The following is an 18654-nucleotide window of genomic DNA, read 5'->3' as shown; positions in this document are numbered from 1 at the left end:
CCTATACTCTCTTGAACCCGTATGAATTAGCGGCGATAATTCGCCCCAATATGCTATTTACGAATCAATCCCTTCCTCGTCGGGTTTAACGACGCGGAGGGGATTTTTTTTCATCTGTTTTTAATGAATCGACTTTAAAAGAGGTCAGGACATGAGCACTTTAGGTCATCAGTACGATAACTCTCTGGTATCTAACGCGTTTGGTTTTTTACGCCTTCCGATGAACTTCCAGCCGTACGACAGCGATGCCGACTGGGTTATCACTGGCGTGCCATTTGATATGGCAACCTCCGGTCGTGCCGGTGGGCGTCATGGCCCGGCAGCCATCCGTCAGGTATCGACTAACCTGGCCTGGGAGCACAACCGCTTCCCGTGGAACTTTGACATGCGCGAGCGTCTGAACGTGGTGGACTGCGGTGACCTGGTGTATGCCTTCGGCGACGCGCGTGAGATGAGCGAAAAACTCCAGGCGCACGCCGAGAAGCTGCTGGCTGCCGGTAAGCGCATGCTCTCCTTCGGTGGTGACCACTTCGTGACCCTGCCGCTGCTGCGCGCCCATGCCAAGCACTTCGGTAAAATGGCGCTGGTGCACTTTGATGCACATACCGACACTTATGCGAACGGCTGCGAGTTTGACCACGGCACCATGTTCTTCACCGCGCCAAACGAAGGCCTTATCGATCCAAACCACTCCGTGCAGATCGGTATTCGTACTGAGTTCGATAAAGATAACGGCTTTACCGTACTGGACGCCTGCCAGGTGAACGATCGCGGTGTTGACGACATCATCGCGCAGGTGAAGCAGATCGTGGGCGATATGCCGGTCTACCTGACCTTCGATATCGATTGCCTGGATCCAGCGTTTGCTCCGGGTACCGGTACACCTGTGATCGGCGGCCTGACTTCTGACCGTGCCATCAAACTGGTTCGTGGTCTGAAAGATCTGAACATCGTCGGGATGGACGTGGTGGAAGTGGCTCCGGCTTACGATCAGTCCGAAATTACCGCTCTGGCTGCGGCGACGCTGGCACTGGAAATGCTTTACATCCAGGCGGCGAAAAAAGGCGAGTAAGTTTAGCGGTTAAGTAAAAGCCCTCACCAGCTGGTGAGGGCTTTTTTGTGCTTTTGAAAAGGAGGCACAACAGCCTCCTTCTGAAATTATTTAATTCCGTCTGCGGCCATACGGTCGCGAATATGCTGCGCGCGTTCTTCTGAGGCTGGGTGATCATCAAACATTGAGCTTTGACGTCCTGCTTCCAGTTTGGCCAGTTTTTCGAAGCTGGTGGCTAAACCTGATGGATTAATGCCGCGTTTGCGCAACAGGTCGTAGGAGTAGTCATCCGCTTCGGACTCCTGACGCTGGGAGAACTGAGAATTAACCAACTTCTCTCCGACATCGCCAAGCTGCGACTGCGACAGGCTACCAACAATACCGCCCGCTGAAGCCGCCGCCGCGCGAATAGCATTGGTACCTAAGGCAACTTGCATCCCTTTCTTCACGTGACCGAGCGCAACGTGGCCCATTTCATGGCCGATAACCGCTTCAACTTCGTTGTCGGTCATCATATCCATCAGCCCGCTATAGACGCGGATACAACCGTTCGCCATCGCGAAAGCGTTCACGTCTTTGGCCATGTAAACCTTGTAGTTTACCGGCTGGCCGTTGATGTTATCGCCCAGCGCGGAAGCAATCTTATTCAGACGCTGCGTGTAGGTACTGTTAGCAGGGGCAAGTGTGGCTTTTCCGTCCATATCTTTACAGGCCTGGTCGCTCAGCGCTTTTACCTGCGCGTCGCTCAGGGAATAAGCCTGAAAAGCTTCTGCGCCTGAGGTCATCAGGCCGTTAGAATCCATATTCTGACAGCCACTCAGCAGGAGCGTTGTTCCCAGGGCCAGCACTATTGCACGCATTTTCATGTGGTTGCTTCCGTACTCGTTAATCTGAATAAAATCCGAAAAGTACACCGGCAACGAAGCCGGGGTCGGGCTAAGTATAAGGAATATCTACGGGGCCGGGCGAGCAGATTGCGCAACATGCGAGCATGATCCAGAGATTTCTTAAGCTGCAAAAGAATGCTCCATGTACATGGCATGCCGCTTGGGTTACATTGTTGGCACTTTTTTCCGGCGTAGCCCAAAACGCGCTGTCGTCAAGGGCATGGCCTTTAACAGTCCGATCTGGAGTTAAAATGTCCTCACGTAAAGAGCTTGCTAATGCTATTCGTGCGCTGAGCATGGACGCAGTACAGAAAGCCAAATCCGGCCACCCAGGGGCCCCTATGGGTATGGCTGATATCGCCGAAGTCCTGTGGCGTGATTTCCTGAACCACAACCCGCAGAACCCGGCATGGGCTGACCGCGACCGTTTCGTGCTGTCCAACGGCCACGGCTCTATGCTGATCTATAGCCTGCTGCACCTCACTGGCTACGATCTGCCAATTGAAGAGCTGAAAAACTTCCGTCAGCTGCACTCCAAAACTCCAGGTCACCCGGAAGTGGGTTACACCGCTGGTGTTGAAACCACGACCGGTCCACTGGGCCAGGGTATTGCGAACGCTGTGGGTATGGCGATTGCTGAGAAGACCCTGGCGGCGCAGTTCAACCGTCCTGGCCACGACATCGTAGACCACTTCACCTACGCGTTCATGGGTGATGGCTGCATGATGGAAGGCATTTCTCACGAAGTGTGCTCCCTGGCGGGTACCCTGAAACTGGGCAAACTGGTTGCGTTCTACGACGACAATGGTATCTCCATTGACGGTCACGTTGAGGGCTGGTTCACCGATGACACCGCTAAACGTTTTGAAGCCTATGGCTGGCACGTTGTGCGTGGTGTTGATGGCCACGATGCTGACTCGATTAAACGTGCAGTAGAAGAAGCGCGCGCTGTCACTGACAAACCATCCCTGCTGATGTGCAAAACCATTATCGGCTTCGGTTCACCGAACAAAGCCGGTACCCACGATTCTCACGGTGCGCCACTGGGCGACGCGGAAATTGCATTGACGCGCGAAGCGCTGGGCTGGAAACACCCGGCATTCGAAATCCCATCTGACATTTATGCTCAGTGGGATGCCAAAGAAGCAGGTCAGGCGAAAGAAGCCGCATGGAACGAGAAGTTCGCTGCGTATGCTAAAGCCTTCCCACAGGAAGCTGCTGAGTTCACCCGTCGCATGAAAGGCGATATGCCGTCTGACTTCGATGCAAAAGCGAACGAGTTCATCGCTAAGCTGCAGGCGAACCCATCTAAAATCGCCAGCCGTAAAGCGTCTCAGAATGCGATTGAAGCATTTGGCCCACTGTTGCCTGAATTCCTGGGCGGTTCTGCTGACCTGGCGCCTTCTAACCTGACCCTGTGGTCCGGTTCTAAAGCGATCAATGAAGATACTGCCGGTAACTACATCCATTATGGTGTACGTGAATTCGGTATGACGGCAATTGCTAACGGTATCTCCCTGCACGGTGGTTTCCTGCCGTATACCTCTACCTTCCTGATGTTCGTAGAGTACGCACGTAACGCCGTACGTATGGCTGCGCTGATGAAACAGCGTCAGGTGATGGTCTACACCCACGACTCCATCGGTCTGGGCGAAGATGGTCCAACTCACCAGCCGGTAGAGCAGGTGGCTTCTCTGCGTGTGACTCCGAACATGAGCACATGGCGTCCATGTGACCAGGTTGAATCCGCAGTGGCGTGGAAATACGGTGTTGAGCGTCAGGATGGCCCAACCGCACTGATCCTCTCCCGCCAGAACCTGGCACAGCAGGATCGTACTCCAGAGCAGTTGGCGAACATCGCTCGCGGTGGTTATGTGCTGAAAGATTGTGCAGGTCAGCCTGAACTGATCTTCATCGCTACCGGTTCTGAAGTTGAGCTGGCTGTTGCGGCATGGGACAAACTGTCTGCCGAAGGCGTTAAAGCGCGTGTGGTCTCCATGCCGTCTACCGATGCGTTCGACAAGCAGGATGCTGCATACCGCGAGTCCGTACTGCCTAAAGCGGTTACTGCTCGTGTGGCGGTGGAAGCGGGTATTGCTGACTACTGGTTCAAATATGTGGGCCTGAATGGCGCAATCGTCGGTATGACCACCTTTGGTGAGTCTGCACCGGCAGAGCTGCTGTTCGAAGAGTTCGGTTTCACCGTTGAGAACGTTGTAGCGAAAGCGAAAGAACTGCTGTAATCGCCGTTTCGCCCGGTGGCGCTATGCTAACCGGGCCTACAAATGGCTCGAAAGTAGGCCGGGTTAGCGCTAGCGCGCCACCCGGCTTTTTTGTTGTCATTATTCCACCAAAAATGTGACGCAAGTCATATAGCTCGCTTATTCATCTGGACAGACATTCCTTTTATTCCCCGATTCGCTTATTCTTGCTGAAGCGTTTCAGTCGATTAAATGTTCGACAATTGACCAATCAATCGCAGTTTGTGACAGCAAGGATTCCCCTTCGGGCGTAGCTGGATTACTCTTTCAGCCACCTCAAACCCAGGGATAGCTTTGCAGGAGATCTATGACCGTACGCGTAGCGATTAATGGCTTCGGTCGCATCGGACGTAATGTGGTTCGTGCTTTGTATGAATCCGGACGTCGGGCGGAAATGACCGTGGTGGCAATCAATGAACTGGCGGATGCTACGGGCATGGCGCATTTGTTGAAATATGACACCAGCCACGGACGCTTTGCCTGGGATGTGCGCCAGGAAAGAGATCAGCTTTTTGTCGGTGATGACGCTATTCGTGTGCTGCATGAGAACAGCATTACCGGGCTACCCTGGCGTGAATTGGGTGTGGATGTGGTGCTTGACTGTACCGGCGTGTATGGCAACCGCGAACATGGCGAAGCCCATCTGGCAGCAGGTGCGAAAAAAGTCCTGTTTTCTCATCCCGGCAGCAACGATCTCGACGCGACCGTCGTGTTTGGCGTCAATCAGCATGAGCTGCAAGCTGAACACCGCATTGTCTCCAACGCCTCCTGTACCACTAACTGCATTATTCCGGTCATTAAACTGTTAGACGATGCATATGGCATTGAATCCGGCACGGTGACCACGATTCACTCCGCCATGCACGATCAGCAGGTGATCGACGCCTACCATCCGGATTTACGACGCACTCGCGCGGCGAGCCAGTCAATCATTCCGGTGGACACAAAACTGGCTGCAGGGATCACACGTATTTTCCCGCAGTTTAATGACCGTTTTGAAGCGATTGCCGTGCGCGTTCCGACGATTAACGTCACTGCAATTGACCTTAGTGTGACGGTGAAAAAACCGGTAAAATCCTGTGAAGTCAACATGTTGCTGCAAAAAGCGGCACAGGGTGCATTTCATGGTATAGTTGACTATACGGAATTGCCGTTGGTCTCAGTAGATTTTAACCACGACCCGCACAGCGCCATCGTTGATGGCACTCAAACGCGCGTCAGTGGCGCACACCTTATCAAGACGCTGGTTTGGTGTGATAACGAATGGGGCTTTGCTAACCGAATGCTCGACACAACGTTAGCAATGGCCGCTCAAGGTTTCAGGTAAGACGCATCGTGCGTCTGCAAAACTTTAAGAATCAACGAGAGGATTCACCATGTCTGTAATTAAGATGACCGATCTGGATCTGGCTGGTAAACGCGTTTTCATCCGTGCTGATCTGAACGTACCGGTTAAAGAGGGTAAAGTGACCAGCGACGCGCGTATCCGTGCATCTCTGCCAACCATCGAACTGGCTCTGAAGCAGGGCGCTAAAGTGATGGTAACCTCCCACCTGGGTCGTCCAACCGAAGGCGAGTACAACGAAGAGTTCTCTCTGCTGCCAGTTGTTAATTACCTGAAAGACAAACTGTCCAACCCGGTTCGCCTGGTGAAAGATTACCTGGACGGCGTTGAAGTTGCTGCCGGTGAACTGGTTGTTCTGGAAAACGTTCGCTTCAACAAAGGCGAGAAGAAAGACGACGAAGCACTGTCCAAAAAATACGCTGCACTGTGCGACGTATTCGTAATGGATGCTTTCGGTACGGCTCACCGTGCGCAGGCTTCTACCCACGGTATCGGTAAATTCGCAGACGTAGCCTGTGCAGGTCCTCTGCTGGCTGACGAACTGGAAGCGCTGGGTAAAGCACTGAAAGAACCAGCTCGTCCAATGGTTGCTATCGTTGGTGGTTCTAAAGTTTCTACCAAACTGACCGTTCTGGACTCCCTGTCTAAAATTGCTGACCAGCTGATCGTTGGCGGTGGTATCGCGAACACCTTCGTTGCTGCTCAAGGTCACAACGTGGGTAAATCCCTGTACGAAGCAGACCTGGTTGACGAAGCTAAACGCCTGCTGAGCACCTGTGATATTCCAGTTCCAACAGATGTTCGTGTTGCTACTGAGTTCTCTGAAACTGCAACGGCGACCCTGAAGTCTGTAAACGACATCAAAGACGAAGAGCAAATTCTGGACCTGGGCGACGTTTCTGCACAGAAACTGGCTGAAATCCTGAAAAACGCAAAAACTATCCTGTGGAATGGTCCTGTTGGCGTGTTCGAATTCCCGAACTTCCGCAAAGGGACTGAAATCGTTGCTAACGCTATTGCAGACAGCGAAGCGTTCTCTATCGCAGGTGGTGGTGACACCCTGGCGGCAATCGACCTGTTCGGTATCGCTGACAAGATCTCCTACATCTCCACTGGTGGCGGTGCATTCCTCGAATTCGTGGAAGGCAAAGTACTGCCAGCAGTAGCAATGCTCGAAGAGCGCGCTAAGAAGTAAGCCATTCAAGGGCAGGGAAACCTGCCCAATTTTCAGCGCGCTTTTAAGAGCTCGCACCTTTTCTAACGGCCGAAGATACAGGACTAAGCAACATGTCTAAAATTTTTGATTTCGTAAAACCTGGCGTTATCACTGGTGATGACGTACAGAAAGTGTTCCAGGTAGCTAAAGAAAACAACTTCGCTCTGCCAGCAGTTAACTGCGTAGGTACCGACTCCATCAACGCCGTACTGGAAGCCGCTGCAAAAGTTAAAGCACCGGTTATCGTTCAGTTCTCTAACGGCGGTGCTGCGTTCATCGCTGGTAAAGGCGTGAAAACTGACGTTCCTCAGGGTGCTGCAATCCTGGGTGCTATCTCTGGTGCGCACCACGTACACCAGATGGCTGAACACTACGGTGTTCCAGTTATCCTGCACACTGACCACTGCGCGAAGAAACTGCTGCCGTGGATCGACGGTCTGCTGGACGCGGGTGAAAAACACTTCGCTGCTACCGGTAAGCCACTGTTCTCTTCTCATATGATCGACCTGTCTGAAGAGTCACTGCACGAAAACATCGAAATTTGCTCCAAATACCTGGCGCGCATGGCCAAAATGGACATGACCCTGGAAATCGAACTGGGTTGCACCGGTGGTGAAGAAGACGGCGTGGACAACAGCCACATGGACGCTTCTGCACTGTACACCCAGCCAGAAGACGTTGATTACGCTTACACCGAGCTGAGCAAAATCAGCCCACGCTTCACCATTGCAGCGTCCTTCGGTAACGTGCACGGCGTTTACAAACCAGGTAACGTGGTTCTGACCCCAACTATCCTGCGTGATTCTCAGGAATATGTGTCTAAGAAACACAACCTGCCGCACAACAGCCTGAACTTCGTCTTCCACGGCGGTTCCGGTTCTTCTGCTCAGGAAATCAAAGATTCCGTAAGCTACGGTGTAGTGAAAATGAACATTGATACCGATACCCAGTGGGCTACCTGGGACGGTATTCTGCAGTACTACAAAACTAACGAAGCTTACCTGCAGGGCCAGCTGGGCAACCCGAAAGGCGAAGACCAGCCGAACAAGAAATACTACGATCCACGCGTATGGCTGCGCGCAGCGCAGACTTCCATGGTGACCCGTCTGGAGCAGGCTTTCAAAGAACTGAACGCGGTTGACGTTCTGTAATATGAATTTGCCCCAATAAAAAAGGCTTCCTTCGGGAAGCCTTTTTTTTAGCCTGTAATGCAGGTTCCTTTTTTGCCCGCCAGTATTTGCGGTGCATCGTTGAGCGCGCCGATAAACGCTGTGTTTCCCGTTTGCTGCACGAACTGTATCACTGCTGCTGCCTTCGGCCCCATCGCGCCGTCCGGAGCGGCAAAAGGTGCTAGCTCCTGCAACGTGACATGCCGAAGCGGGCGAGCCTGCGGCGTTCCCCAGTTTTCGTAGACCGCATCGGCATCGGTCAGGATCAATAAATGATCGGCATGAATAGACTGCGCCAGCACCGCTGCGGTCAGGTCTTTATCGATGACCGCTTCCGTCCCCTCATAGCCTTCTCCCTGAGCGATCACCGGGATCCCTCCGCCCCCACAGCAAATCACTAAATGCCCGGCGTCCATCAGCGTCGAGATTGCCTTATCATCAACGATTTTTAGCGGAAGCGGAGAGGGGACCACGCGACGGATATAATTACCGTCTGCTTTCATAATCCAGCCGTAACGCGACTCAAGCGCTGCCTGCTGCTCGGGTTGATATACCGGGCCAATGTATTTTCCCGGCAGGGAAAATGCGGGATCGTGTACATCTACCTCTACGCGGGTCATGAGCGTTGTGACCGGCACGTTTCGCACAAAATGCGTCAGTTCCTGCGCGATGGCGGAACCAATCATCCCCTGGCTTTCAGCTACCAGCAGGTCCAGCGGCCAGGCGGGCGATTCGGTATAGGCCGCATTCTGCAGTGCCAGCAGGCCGACCTGCGGCCCGTTGCCGTGAACGATCACCAGCTGGTAATCACCCGCCAGCGCGGCGACCATTTTGGCAAAGACCTTAATGCTGCGCTGCTGATTTTCTGCGCTCAGGACGTCCCCACGCTGTAATAACGCATTGCCCCCAAGAGCAATAACAATTTTCTTTTTCATTATGACCTCTGTGGTAAATAACTCGCGGTCAACATAAAGGTTTATGAAAACGATAATGTGATAGGCGTTACAACCCGGCGACCACAAAAAATATCTCGTTAATTAATGATGTTTCGCTTTTGTTTATTTAATTAATTTTAAAAGTCATTATTAGATTTTTTTTAATAATATCGATGCCAATTCCCAGGAATTTATAACAATAGATTTTGTGTGACTTTGTTCAAATGAAATAGCGTTATACCCCGATACTGTAACGGCAGTTAAAACATCAAACCTCACGTATCAGCGCGATAACATGAGGTATTCAGCGGTAATTATTACCGGGAGATTGCTTATGTCTGCATCATATGACGTGGCTGAGGCCACAAAGAAAAAAGGAATACCGGCCTGGTGGGTCACAATTTTCCTGTTCTGGCTTGGCTGGATTTTTATGTACGCCGACCGTACGGTACTAAATCCTGTGATGGGCGAACTGGAAAAAGAATTCGGCCTGAGCGGTACGCAGTTAGGGATACTTAATTCAGTATTCTATTTTTCTTATGCTTTATTGCAGGTCCCTGCCGGGATCCTCGGCGATAAAATTGGTAAGAAAAAAGTACTGGTTCCTGGCTTTATTCTTTTTGGCGTTTTTACCGCGGTGACCGGTTGGGCAAAAAGCTGGTACACGCTGCTCTTTGCGCGAGTCGTGACCGGCGCAGGGGAAGGGACATATTACGGCCCTCAGTACGGATTATCCTCTGAACAAATCCCGAAAAAATACCGTTCTCTCGGTAGCGCGATAATTAACAGCGGTATGGCATTTGGTATTGCCCTCGGATTAATGACCTCCAGCTGGCTGGTCTACGACCAGGGCTACTCCTGGCGAATGCCGTTTTACGCTATGGCCATACCTTCTGTTCTGGTCGGGGTTGCAATCTGGCTGTTCGTTAAGGAAAAGAAACGCACCGCCGAAGCCGAAGGACAGACGGTTAAGAAAGGTAAGTTCAGCGATCTCTTTAAGAACCGTAACCTGATCCTGACTTACATCATGGTGTTCTGCAGCCTGTTTGGCTTCTTCGTGATCCTGACCTGGCTTCCTTATTACCTGCAAAACGAACGCGGCATTCCGGGCAGCGAAACCGGGTTTATCTCCTCGCTGGTGGCGTGGATCTCTATTCCGGGTGCGCTGCTGTTCTCCAGCCTCTCCGATAAGTTAGGCAAGCGTAAGCCATTAATTCTGTTTTTAGTACCGGTGGCGATAGTCAGCATGTTGTCCATCGTCTGGATGCCAAATATGACCGGCGTTATCGTCGCGCTTTGCGTGTACGGCCTGGTAGGCAAGCTGGCGCTGGACCCGGTACTGGTGGCGCTGGTTGCCGACAGTGTGGATGAAAACAACTACAGCACCGCATTCGGATTATTCAATTTCATTGGTATGAGCTCATCCATTCTGGCACCGATTATTGCCGGGGCCGTTCGCGATATGACGGGAAGCCTGGCTTCCAGTTTCTATGTTTCCGCGGTACTCCTGGCGATTGGTCTGTGCGGGATGCTGTTCTTAAAAGAAAAACGCGCATAAAGAGGTAGCGGTAATGATTTACGCCTTTGTTAAAAAGGGAAGTTTTCAGGATTCCGTCAGCCTGATGATTATTTCCCGCAAATTAAGCGAGCACCCGGAAGTGGATCAGGTCTCCGTCATGATGGGAACCCCAGCCAATAAATCAATGCTGGATTCAACGGGCTTCTGGCATGACGATTTTTCCCAGTCGACACCAAACGATATATGCGTCGCCGTACGCACCGAATCCGAACAGCCCGAGATCCTGGACGTTATCCGCGAGCAGTTAGAGAAAGAGCTGAACGCGATTGCCACTGCGTCGGGAAGTTCGCACCAGTTGGTGAAAGCACGGCGCTGGGAAAGCGCCTGTCAGAAACTGCCTGATGCCAATCTGCTGCTGGTCTCCGTTGCCGGAGAGTATGCAGCGTCGGTCGCCAAAGAAGGGTTACTGGCTGATAAAAACGTGATGCTGTTTTCCGATAACGTGCCGGTTGCGCAGGAAGTTGAGCTGAAAACGCTGGCTCGCGAGCGTGGACTGATTGTTATGGGGCCGGACTGCGGTACGGCGATGATTGCCGGCAGCCCGTTGGCTTTTGCCAACGTCCTGCCCGAGGGGGGAGTTGGCGTAATTGGCGCGTCCGGGACGGGTATTCAGGAAATCACCTCTCAGATTGCCCTTCACCAGCAAGGCATAAGCCATGCCATCGGTTTGGGGGGACGCGATCTGAGTGCTGACGTCGGTGGCCTTAGTGCGCTTACCGCGCTAGAGATGCTGGCAGGAGATGAGGTAACAAAGGTCATCGCATTCGTTTCTAAGCCGCCGTCACCTCAGGTGCGCACCCGGGTTATTACAGCCATGCAGAGTGTCGGTAAGCAGGTAGTCGCGCTCTTCCTCGGGAGTAAACCGGAGCAGCGTCGCGACGGCAACGTCTGGCTCGCGCACTCGCTCTCCGATGCAGCCCGGCTCGCGGTGCTGCTGATGCGCGTGGCTAAGCAGCGCCAGTCTCAGCCAGAGGTGGTGGGGAAAGGCATTTGCGGTTTGTATGCCGGCGGTACGCTGGCAGCGGAAGCGGCGATGTTGCTTTCCGAGGAGCTGGGCATTCCGCTGAGCGAAAGCCATCAGGATGGAATCATGCTGGCGTTTGAGGAGCATCGTATCGTCGATTTAGGAGATGACAGTTACACCCTTGGCAGACCGCACCCGATGATCGACCCAACTACCCGCAGCATCGAAATTGAAAAGCTGGCGGCTCAGCCTGAGACGGGCGTTTTGCTGCTGGACGTGGTGCTGGGCTATGGCGCCTGTGCCGATCCTGCGGCGGCGGTGGTTGAGGCGATTGAAAAAGTGCGCTCGCAGCGCGCTGAGCCTCTAGCAGTTATCGCCACGCTGACCGGTACCGAGGACGATCCTCAGGGGCGTGACGGGCAGTTAGAAAAGCTGCGGCAGGCCGGCGTCGTCGTTGTTGAGACGCTGGAAGAGGCCGTTTTGCTCGCCAGCAGCCTGATCCAACACCAGACCCCGAGCGCATCAGACAAGCACTGCGCACTTCTCGACGGTGTTCAGGTTATCAATGCCGGACTGCGTAGTTTTGCGCTGGATTTACAAAGCAGCGGAACGCCGGTTGTCCACTATCAGTGGGCACCTGTCGCCGGCGGCAACGCCCGTCTTGCCAGTTTACTCAAACAGTTACATTAAGTTCAGAGGTACAAATATGTATTCATCTATTGCACAGGCCAATGAAGCCATCATTGAACGAATCAAAGCTGCGCGTCCACACTGGGTTGCTGTCCGTCCGGCCAAAGAGGCTGTAACTGAACTTTCTTCCGGGCGTAAGCTATTGCATGCGGGTCCACCGATTGCCTGGGAGGAGATGACCGGTCCAATGCGCGGGGCGTGCATTGGGGCAGCGCTTTTTGAAGGCTGGGCCGAGCGTGAAGAGGATGCGGTGCGCCTGCTGGAGCAGGGAGAAGTGGCGTTTATCCCGTGCCACCATGTTGGCGCCGTGGGGCCAATGGGCGGGATCACCTCGGCGAATATGCCTGTGCTGATTGTGCGTGATGTGGTTCATGGTAACCAGTCTTGCTGCAACCTGAACGAAGGTATCGGCAAGGTGATGCGTTTTGGCGCGTACGGTGATGATGTACAGCAGCGGCTGCGCTGGATGCGAGATACGCTTGCCCCGGTTCTTCAGGCAGCGCTGAGCAAAATTGACAATGGAATCGACCTGACAGCGATGATGGCGCAGGCCATTACCATGGGCGACGAGTTCCACCAGCGCAACATCGCCGCGTCTTCTTTATTACTCCGCACGCTCTCTCCGGTAATTGCAGGGCTGGACCGCCCGCAGGCTGAAATCATCGAGGTGCTGCAGTTCCTGAGCGTAACTGACCAGTTCTTCCTCAACCTGGCGATGGCTTACAGCAAAGCGGTGATGGATACGGCCGCGCAAATCAAAGCCGGTACCGTAGTCACGGCTATGACGCGCAACGGTCGCGAGTTTGGTATCCGAGTCAGCGGTACAGGTGACCGTTGGTTCACTGCACCCGTGAATACGCCGCAGGGTCTGTTCTTTACCGGTTATAGCCAGGCGGATGCGAACCCGGATATCGGCGACAGCGCAATCACCGAAACGCTGGGGATTGGCGGTGCGGCGATGATTGCGGCACCTGGCGTCACGCGTTTTGTCGGGGCGGGCGGCATGGGTGCCGCGCTGGAAACGTCGGAAGAGATGGCTGAAATCTATCTCGCCAGTAACCCGCTCTTCCAGATCCCCTCCTGGGACTTCAAGGGAGCATGTCTGGGGTTAGATGTCCGTAGGGTTGTTGAAACCGGGATCACGCCGCTGATTAACACCGGTATCGCTCACCGCGAGGCGGGGATCGGACAGGTGGGTGCCGGAACGGTGCGCGCACCGCTGCCGTGCTTTGAAAAAGCCCTTGAGGCTCTCGCTGAGCTGTATCACGTTACCGCGTAATGGTTAAAAGGGGCGGTCCTGCCGCCCCGGAGTTCTTGCTATGATCCTGGAGTCTATGGCCTATGGTGGCGTTGAGCGTCTGAGTGACGGAGAGTGGCATCTGCACAGCCGCTTCACTCAAGCGATCAACTACGTTCATGCTGATGGCACGCTGATGTCTTTTATCCGTTACGGCAAAGGGGTTGCGCCTGCCGGTGTATTACTCTCAACGCGGAATTTTGCGAAAGTGTACGATGCCAAACGGTGGACCAAACGGGGTAAAACTCTGCTGGGGTATGACGCCTCTATCTTGTTAAGACGTCGGCTCAACCTGGCCCCTCAACGCGGTACGATGCCCGTGCCGGATTTGCGAGACTACCCCGAACAAACGGGGCTGTGTGGCCCGCTCTGCCAACTGGACGCGGGTGCCATTGCCTTCAGGTTATTGCTGGATGGCCTCGCCCAGTGGAAGAACGGTAATCCCCCTTCCTGGACAGGATTAATTGGCATGGGGCCCGGCCTAACGCCCGGTGGTGACGACATGCTGACAGGCGCGCTGGCAGTGTTACATGCTTCACACTTTTTTCCGCAACTCCAGGCTTGCCCATTTTTACCCTCGGCCGATCAACTCATGACGCTCACAACTTCGGTAAGCTGCAGTTACCTCAACAGCGCCCGCTACGGCGAATTTTCTACTCCGGTTCTTCATCTGCTGCGCTGCCTGCAGGCCGGACGCGATCCGCACAGAGCCATTCGGCGGCTGGTGCTGATGGGGCATACGTCGGGCGCTGATATCGTTGCCGGCATGGTGATTACGTTGCGATGGTTACAGATCCAGAAGGAAAGGCGAGAACATGCTCGATCAGGAAACAGTGCGGACATTTATACGGGTCGCGGAGACCGGGAGTTTTTCGCGAGCAGCCGCTTCACTCCATAAAACGCCCGCAGCGATCAGCTACCGGATTAAAACGCTTGAGGAGCAGACCGGCACGCAGCTCTTTTTACGCACCACCCGTTCAGTGAGCTTAACCCCTGCGGGCACGCATCTGCTCGAAAACTGTCGGCAGTGGCTGAGCTGGCTGGATGCCATGCCGGATGAACTGCAGCAAATTAATGCGGGTGTCGAAAGACAGATCAATATTGTTGTTAACAATCTGCTCTACCAGCCGCGCTCTGCAGCCAGGCTGTTAACCTGGCTGCATCAACGTTTTCCCTTCACGCGTTTCCAGCTTTCCCGACAGGTGTATATGGGGGTGTGGGATACGTTGCTCTATGATGATTTTCATCTCGCCATCGGGGTGACGGGCTCGGAATCCCTGTCAAATACCATTTCTCTTCTTCCACTGGGTGAGATTCGCTGGCGCTTCGTTGTTGCAAGCGATCACCCGCTTGCTTCACATCCAGCGGATCGCTTAACAGACGATATGCTGCGCAAGTATCCGGCAATCAATATTGATGATACCTCGCGTAATCTGACGCGTCGGGTGGCGTGGCTGCTCGGCGGGCAAAAAGAAATTAAGGTGCCTGATATGAGCACAAAAATTGTCTGTCATGTTAGCGGGCTGGGGGTAGGTTTTCTGCCAGAGCGTCAGTGTCAGCCCTATATTGAGTCCGGGCAACTGGTGGCACGAGATGTGGTAAACCCACGCCAAAAATCTCCGCTTTCGGTGGCGTGGAAGTCCGTCGGTAGCGGAAAAGTGATTGATGAGATTGTGACGTTATTTCGCAATAAAGATCTGCTGGTAGCGGAATTTACCAACGAGATTGACCGTCAGCTTAACTAACTCCTGCAGAAATCAGCCGCCGTAAATGGCATATTTTCCTGCTTTTGTTTACCTTTAACACTGGCGTTTTCGTGATTAAGATCTCGTTAGCGCGTGTTTTGGGTTATTAACAAGGAAAATTGAATGGACGATCTCGGTGTAGTAGATGGTATTAACAATGCGGGAACCTGGCTGGTGCGCAACCAGGCATTGCTGCTGAGTTATGCGGTTAATATTGTAGCAGCCATTGCGATCATCATCGTCGGGATGATCGTGGCGCGTATCGTATCGAACGCGGTTAACCGCGTAATGCTGGCCCGTCACATTGACGCCACGGTGGCTGACTTCCTCTCCGCACTGGTGCGCTACGGCATTATCGCCTTTACGCTGATTGCGGCGCTGGGACGCGTCGGCGTACAGACCGCATCGGTAATCGCCGTGCTTGGTGCAGCAGGTCTGGCTATTGGCCTTGCATTGCAGGGCTCGCTCTCGAATCTGGCCGCCGGCGTACTGCTGGTCACCTTCCGCCCATTCCGTTCTGGTGAGTACGTTGACCTTGGTGGGATTGCCGGAACGGTACTTCAGGTACAGATTTTCTCTACCACCCTGCGTACCGTTGATGGTCGTATTGTTGTTGTGCCAAACGGGAAAATTATTGCAGGCAACATCATCAACTTTTCCCGCGAACCTGTGCGCCGAAATGAGCTGATCATCAGCGTGGCATATGATTCTGATATCGATCAGGTGAAGTCGCTGATTAGCAATATCATTGCTTCAGACGATCGTATTCTGAAAGACAAAGAGCAGACCGTACGCCTGAACGAACTGGGTGCTTCTTCGATTAACTTCGTGGTACGTATCTGGAGCAAAAGCAGCGATCTGCAAAACGTCTACTGGGATGTTCTGGAGCGTATCAAACGTGAGTTCGATGCTAACGGCATCAGCTTCCCGTACCCGCAGATGGACGTAAACGTCAAAAAAGTCAAAGAAGCAGAATAACTTCACCACCAGGCCCGGTAAGCGTTAGCGCCACCGGGCATTATTTTTATAAGCACGACTAATCCCCAATTAATATTATCAATTTCCTCTAATGTGATTCGCGCAGTATAGTCTGCTTCCAGAACAACACTGTGAGAGTTTCGTCATGTTATCCTATTACTTTCAAGGGCTTGCCTTAGGTGCGGCCATGATCCTTCCGCTTGGCCCGCAAAATGCGTTCGTGATGAACCAGGGCATTCGCCGCCAGTATCATCTGATGATTGCTCTCCTGTGCGCGGTAAGCGATTTGCTGCTGATCTGCGCCGGGATTTTTGGCGGTAGTGCATTGCTGATGCAGTCGCCGTGGCTTCTTGCATTGGTTACCTGGGGCGGCGTGGCGTTCCTGCTGTGGTACGGTTTTGGCGCACTGAAAACGGCCATGAGCAGCAACCTTGAACTCGCAAGCGCTGAAGTCATGAAGCAGGGGCGCTGGAAGATCATCGTCACCATGCTGGCGGTTACCTGGCTTAACCCGCACGTTTATCTCGATACTTTTGTGGTGCTGGGGAGCCTGGGCGGACAGCTGGATGTTGAGCCGAAGCGCTGGTTTGCGCTTGGCACGGTCAGCGCCTCTTTCCTCTGGTTCTTCGGTCTCGCCATACTTGCGGCATGGCTGGCCCCTCGTCTTCGCACTGCTAAAGCGCAGCGGATCATCAACACGCTGGTGGGTCTCGTGATGTGGTTTATCGCCTTCCAGTTGGCAAAAGAGGGCATTCACCATGTCCAGGAATTGTTCAACTAAGCCATTGTCTTATGGACAACTGAACAAGACCCGCTAAGCTTGCTGGCATGCGCCCTGTTGTTGGGGCACTCTTCGCAACATGGAGGAATGACAGTGAAGTTTAAAGTGATGGCCCTGGCGGCATTAGTGAGTTTAGGTGCGGTGTCGGTGCAGGCAAGTGAACTGCCAGATGGCCCGCACATCGTCACTTCAGGCACCGCAAGTGTGGATGCGGTACCGGATGTTGCAACCCTGGCGATTGAAGTCAATGTGGCTGCGAAAGATGCGGCATCTGCCAAGAAGCAGGCTGACGATCGTGTTGCGCAATATCTCTCTTTTCTTGAGCAGAACGGTGTAGGTAAAAAAGATATCAACTCCGCTAACCTGCGTACTCAACCCGATTACGACTACCAGAACGGCAAAAGCATTCTGAAAGGCTACCGTGCTGTGCGTACTGTCGAAGTGACGGTGCGTCAACTGGACAAGCTGAATGCATTATTGGATGGCGCGCTGAAGGCGGGGCTGAACGAAATTCGCTCTGTGTCGCTGGGCGTTGCGCAACCGGAGAAATACAAAGACGAAGCGCGTAAAGCGGCGATTGATGATGCGATGCATCAGGCGCAACAGCTGGCCGCTGGCTTTAACAGCAAGCTCGGCCCGGTTTACAGCGTGCGTTACCACGTCTCTAACTATCAGCCAAGCCCGATGGTGCGGATGATGAAAGCCGATGCGGCGCCAGTATCTGCTCAGGAAACTTACGAGCAGCCGACTATTCAGTTCGACGATCAGGTTGATGTGGTGTTCCAGCTGGAACCGACTCAAAAGCCAGCTCAGTAACCGGTAGGCCGGGTAGGCGAAGCCGCCACCCGGCTTATTTTTTAATCCTGTCTCAACACCTTATGTCCGTACGCCAGTAGCGCATCGGTCACGTTGCGCATCATGCGGCTTTCCGGCGCAAAACGGTGCCAGTAAAGCATCCGGCGCTGATACAGCCCCGGCGTTAGGTCAATCAGCTCTCCGCTTTTCAACTCTTTCTCAATCTGCAGATGCGGGATCATGCAGCAGGTGGTGCCCTGACGCGCAAGCTGCACGAAGGCTTCAGACGAGTTGACGATATGGCACGGTACGCTGCCCGGCGGCAGGTCAAAGTTTTGCTGCAGGAACGCCTGATGCATATCGTCCAGATGGTCGAACGCTACGGCGGGAGCTTTCAGCAGCGCGGCGCGGGTGACGCCGTTCGGGAAGTAGCGCTCGGCAAAGGCTTTTGAACCGACAAACAGGTAATCCAGAGCACCTAACTGATCGACAAGACAGCTCGGCAGCGCCTGAGGCTGAATACTGACCGCACCAACCACTTCACCACGACGCAGGCGCTCCTGGGTACGGGTTTCATCTTCAACCTGTAAATTCAGACGGATAGGTGAATCTGCCAATACCGGGGCCAGGGCCGGCAGCAGCCAGGTTGCCAGACTGTCGGCGTTGACCGCCAGAGAGAGCAGCAGTGGCGTAGAGCCCGTTTGTTCGTCACCCAACCACTCATCTTCCAGCAGTTCAACCTGGCGCAGCAGGGCGAGGAGCTTTTGCCCTTGCTCGGTTGGACGTGGCGGCACGGTGCGTACCAGCAGCGGCTGGCCGAACATGTTTTCAAGCTGTTTGATACGCTGTGATACGGCGGACTGCGTGATGCAAAGCTTTTGCGCCGCGCGCTCAAAACCTCGTTCACGAATAACTGCATCAAGTGCCTGTAGTGTTCTGTAGTCCGGACGTTTCATTGCTC

At 53.7% G+C, this 18654-nt stretch carries 16 protein-coding genes; 13 read left to right on the top strand and 3 right to left on the bottom strand.

Annotated features, from left to right (window positions below):
- Positions 1-151: 151 nt before the first annotated feature.
- On the top strand, positions 152-1072 hold the full coding sequence (speB, locus tag ACLHV8_RS18410; RefSeq protein ID WP_025757725.1) for an agmatinase: 921 nt from the start codon (positions 152-154) through the stop codon (positions 1070-1072).
- An 86-nt stretch (positions 1073-1158) separates the two neighbouring features.
- On the opposite strand, the gene ACLHV8_RS18405 is transcribed toward speB, so the two are convergent.
- Positions 1159-1917 carry a M48 family metallopeptidase gene (locus ACLHV8_RS18405; protein WP_021242066.1) on the bottom strand — a complete coding sequence of 253 codons (759 nt, stop codon included), beginning with the start codon at positions 1915-1917 and terminating at the stop codon, positions 1159-1161.
- A gap of 272 nt (positions 1918-2189) precedes the next feature.
- Between ACLHV8_RS18405 and tkt the strand changes: the two genes are divergently transcribed.
- The 4 genes from tkt (at position 2190) to fbaA (ending at position 7911) form a co-directional block, all read left to right on the top strand.
- Positions 2190-4181 carry a transketolase gene (gene tkt / locus ACLHV8_RS18400; RefSeq protein ID WP_049004948.1) on the top strand — a complete coding sequence of 664 codons (1992 nt, stop codon included), beginning with the start codon at positions 2190-2192 and terminating at the stop codon, positions 4179-4181.
- Between the two features lie 325 nt (positions 4182-4506).
- Positions 4507-5526: an erythrose-4-phosphate dehydrogenase gene (epd, locus tag ACLHV8_RS18395; protein ID WP_208594587.1), complete on the top strand. Its 1020-nt coding sequence runs from the start codon at positions 4507-4509 to the stop codon at positions 5524-5526.
- 49 nt (positions 5527-5575) lie between these two features.
- Positions 5576-6739: a phosphoglycerate kinase gene (pgk, locus tag ACLHV8_RS18390; protein WP_128347284.1), complete on the top strand. Its 1164-nt coding sequence runs from the start codon at positions 5576-5578 to the stop codon at positions 6737-6739.
- Positions 6740-6831: 92 nt separating this feature from the next.
- Positions 6832-7911 carry a class II fructose-bisphosphate aldolase gene (gene fbaA, locus ACLHV8_RS18385; protein ID WP_028016969.1) on the top strand — a complete coding sequence of 360 codons (1080 nt, stop codon included), beginning with the start codon at positions 6832-6834 and terminating at the stop codon, positions 7909-7911.
- A 47-nt stretch (positions 7912-7958) separates the two neighbouring features.
- Here fbaA and ACLHV8_RS18380 read toward each other — a convergent pair whose 3' ends face one another.
- The gene (locus ACLHV8_RS18380) at positions 7959-8864 is read right to left on the bottom strand and encodes a carbamate kinase (RefSeq protein ID WP_208594588.1); all 906 of its coding nucleotides are present in this window, start codon (positions 8862-8864) and stop codon (positions 7959-7961) included.
- A gap of 334 nt (positions 8865-9198) precedes the next feature.
- Between ACLHV8_RS18380 and ACLHV8_RS18375 the strand changes: the two genes are divergently transcribed.
- From ACLHV8_RS18375 to ACLHV8_RS18340, 8 genes are all read left to right on the top strand, one after another.
- The gene (locus ACLHV8_RS18375; protein ID WP_208594589.1) at positions 9199-10422 is read left to right on the top strand and encodes an MFS transporter; all 1224 of its coding nucleotides are present in this window, start codon (positions 9199-9201) and stop codon (positions 10420-10422) included.
- 13 nt (positions 10423-10435) lie between these two features.
- Positions 10436-12097 carry an acyl-CoA synthetase FdrA gene (locus ACLHV8_RS18370; protein ID WP_208594590.1) on the top strand — a complete coding sequence of 554 codons (1662 nt, stop codon included), beginning with the start codon at positions 10436-10438 and terminating at the stop codon, positions 12095-12097.
- Positions 12098-12113: 16 nt separating this feature from the next.
- Entirely contained in the window at positions 12114-13376 is a 1263-nt protein-coding gene (locus ACLHV8_RS18365) for a DUF1116 domain-containing protein (protein WP_208594591.1), read from the top strand.
- Positions 13377-13416: 40 nt separating this feature from the next.
- Positions 13417-14292, top strand: a complete 876-nt coding sequence (locus ACLHV8_RS18360; RefSeq protein WP_208594592.1) for a DUF2877 domain-containing protein — start codon at positions 13417-13419, stop codon at positions 14290-14292.
- Positions 14210-15139, top strand: coding sequence for an HTH-type transcriptional activator AllS (allS, locus tag ACLHV8_RS18355; RefSeq protein WP_208594593.1), 930 nt, complete (start codon positions 14210-14212; stop codon positions 15137-15139). The genes ACLHV8_RS18360 and allS overlap by 83 nt, the downstream gene beginning before the upstream one ends.
- 123 nt (positions 15140-15262) lie before the next feature.
- Entirely contained in the window at positions 15263-16117 is an 855-nt protein-coding gene (locus tag ACLHV8_RS18350) for a small-conductance mechanosensitive channel MscS (RefSeq protein WP_208594594.1), read from the top strand.
- A gap of 145 nt (positions 16118-16262) precedes the next feature.
- On the top strand, positions 16263-16898 hold the full coding sequence (argO, locus tag ACLHV8_RS18345; RefSeq protein ID WP_021242063.1) for an arginine exporter ArgO: 636 nt from the start codon (positions 16263-16265) through the stop codon (positions 16896-16898).
- A gap of 93 nt (positions 16899-16991) precedes the next feature.
- Positions 16992-17714, top strand: a complete 723-nt coding sequence (locus ACLHV8_RS18340) for an oxidative stress defense protein (RefSeq protein ID WP_114979912.1) — start codon at positions 16992-16994, stop codon at positions 17712-17714.
- Between the two features lie 41 nt (positions 17715-17755).
- On the opposite strand, the gene argP is transcribed toward ACLHV8_RS18340, so the two are convergent.
- Positions 17756-18649: a DNA-binding transcriptional regulator ArgP gene (gene argP, locus ACLHV8_RS18335; protein ID WP_008499727.1), complete on the bottom strand. Its 894-nt coding sequence runs from the start codon at positions 18647-18649 to the stop codon at positions 17756-17758.
- Positions 18650-18654: the final 5 nt, after the last annotated feature.

It is taken from the genome of Enterobacter sp. CPE_E863, assembly GCF_046521465.1.
Lineage (GTDB): Bacteria > Pseudomonadota > Gammaproteobacteria > Enterobacterales > Enterobacteriaceae > Enterobacter > Enterobacter adelaidei.
Note: the sequence above shows the minus strand (reverse complement) of the source record. Positions and strands in the feature narration are given on the sequence as shown.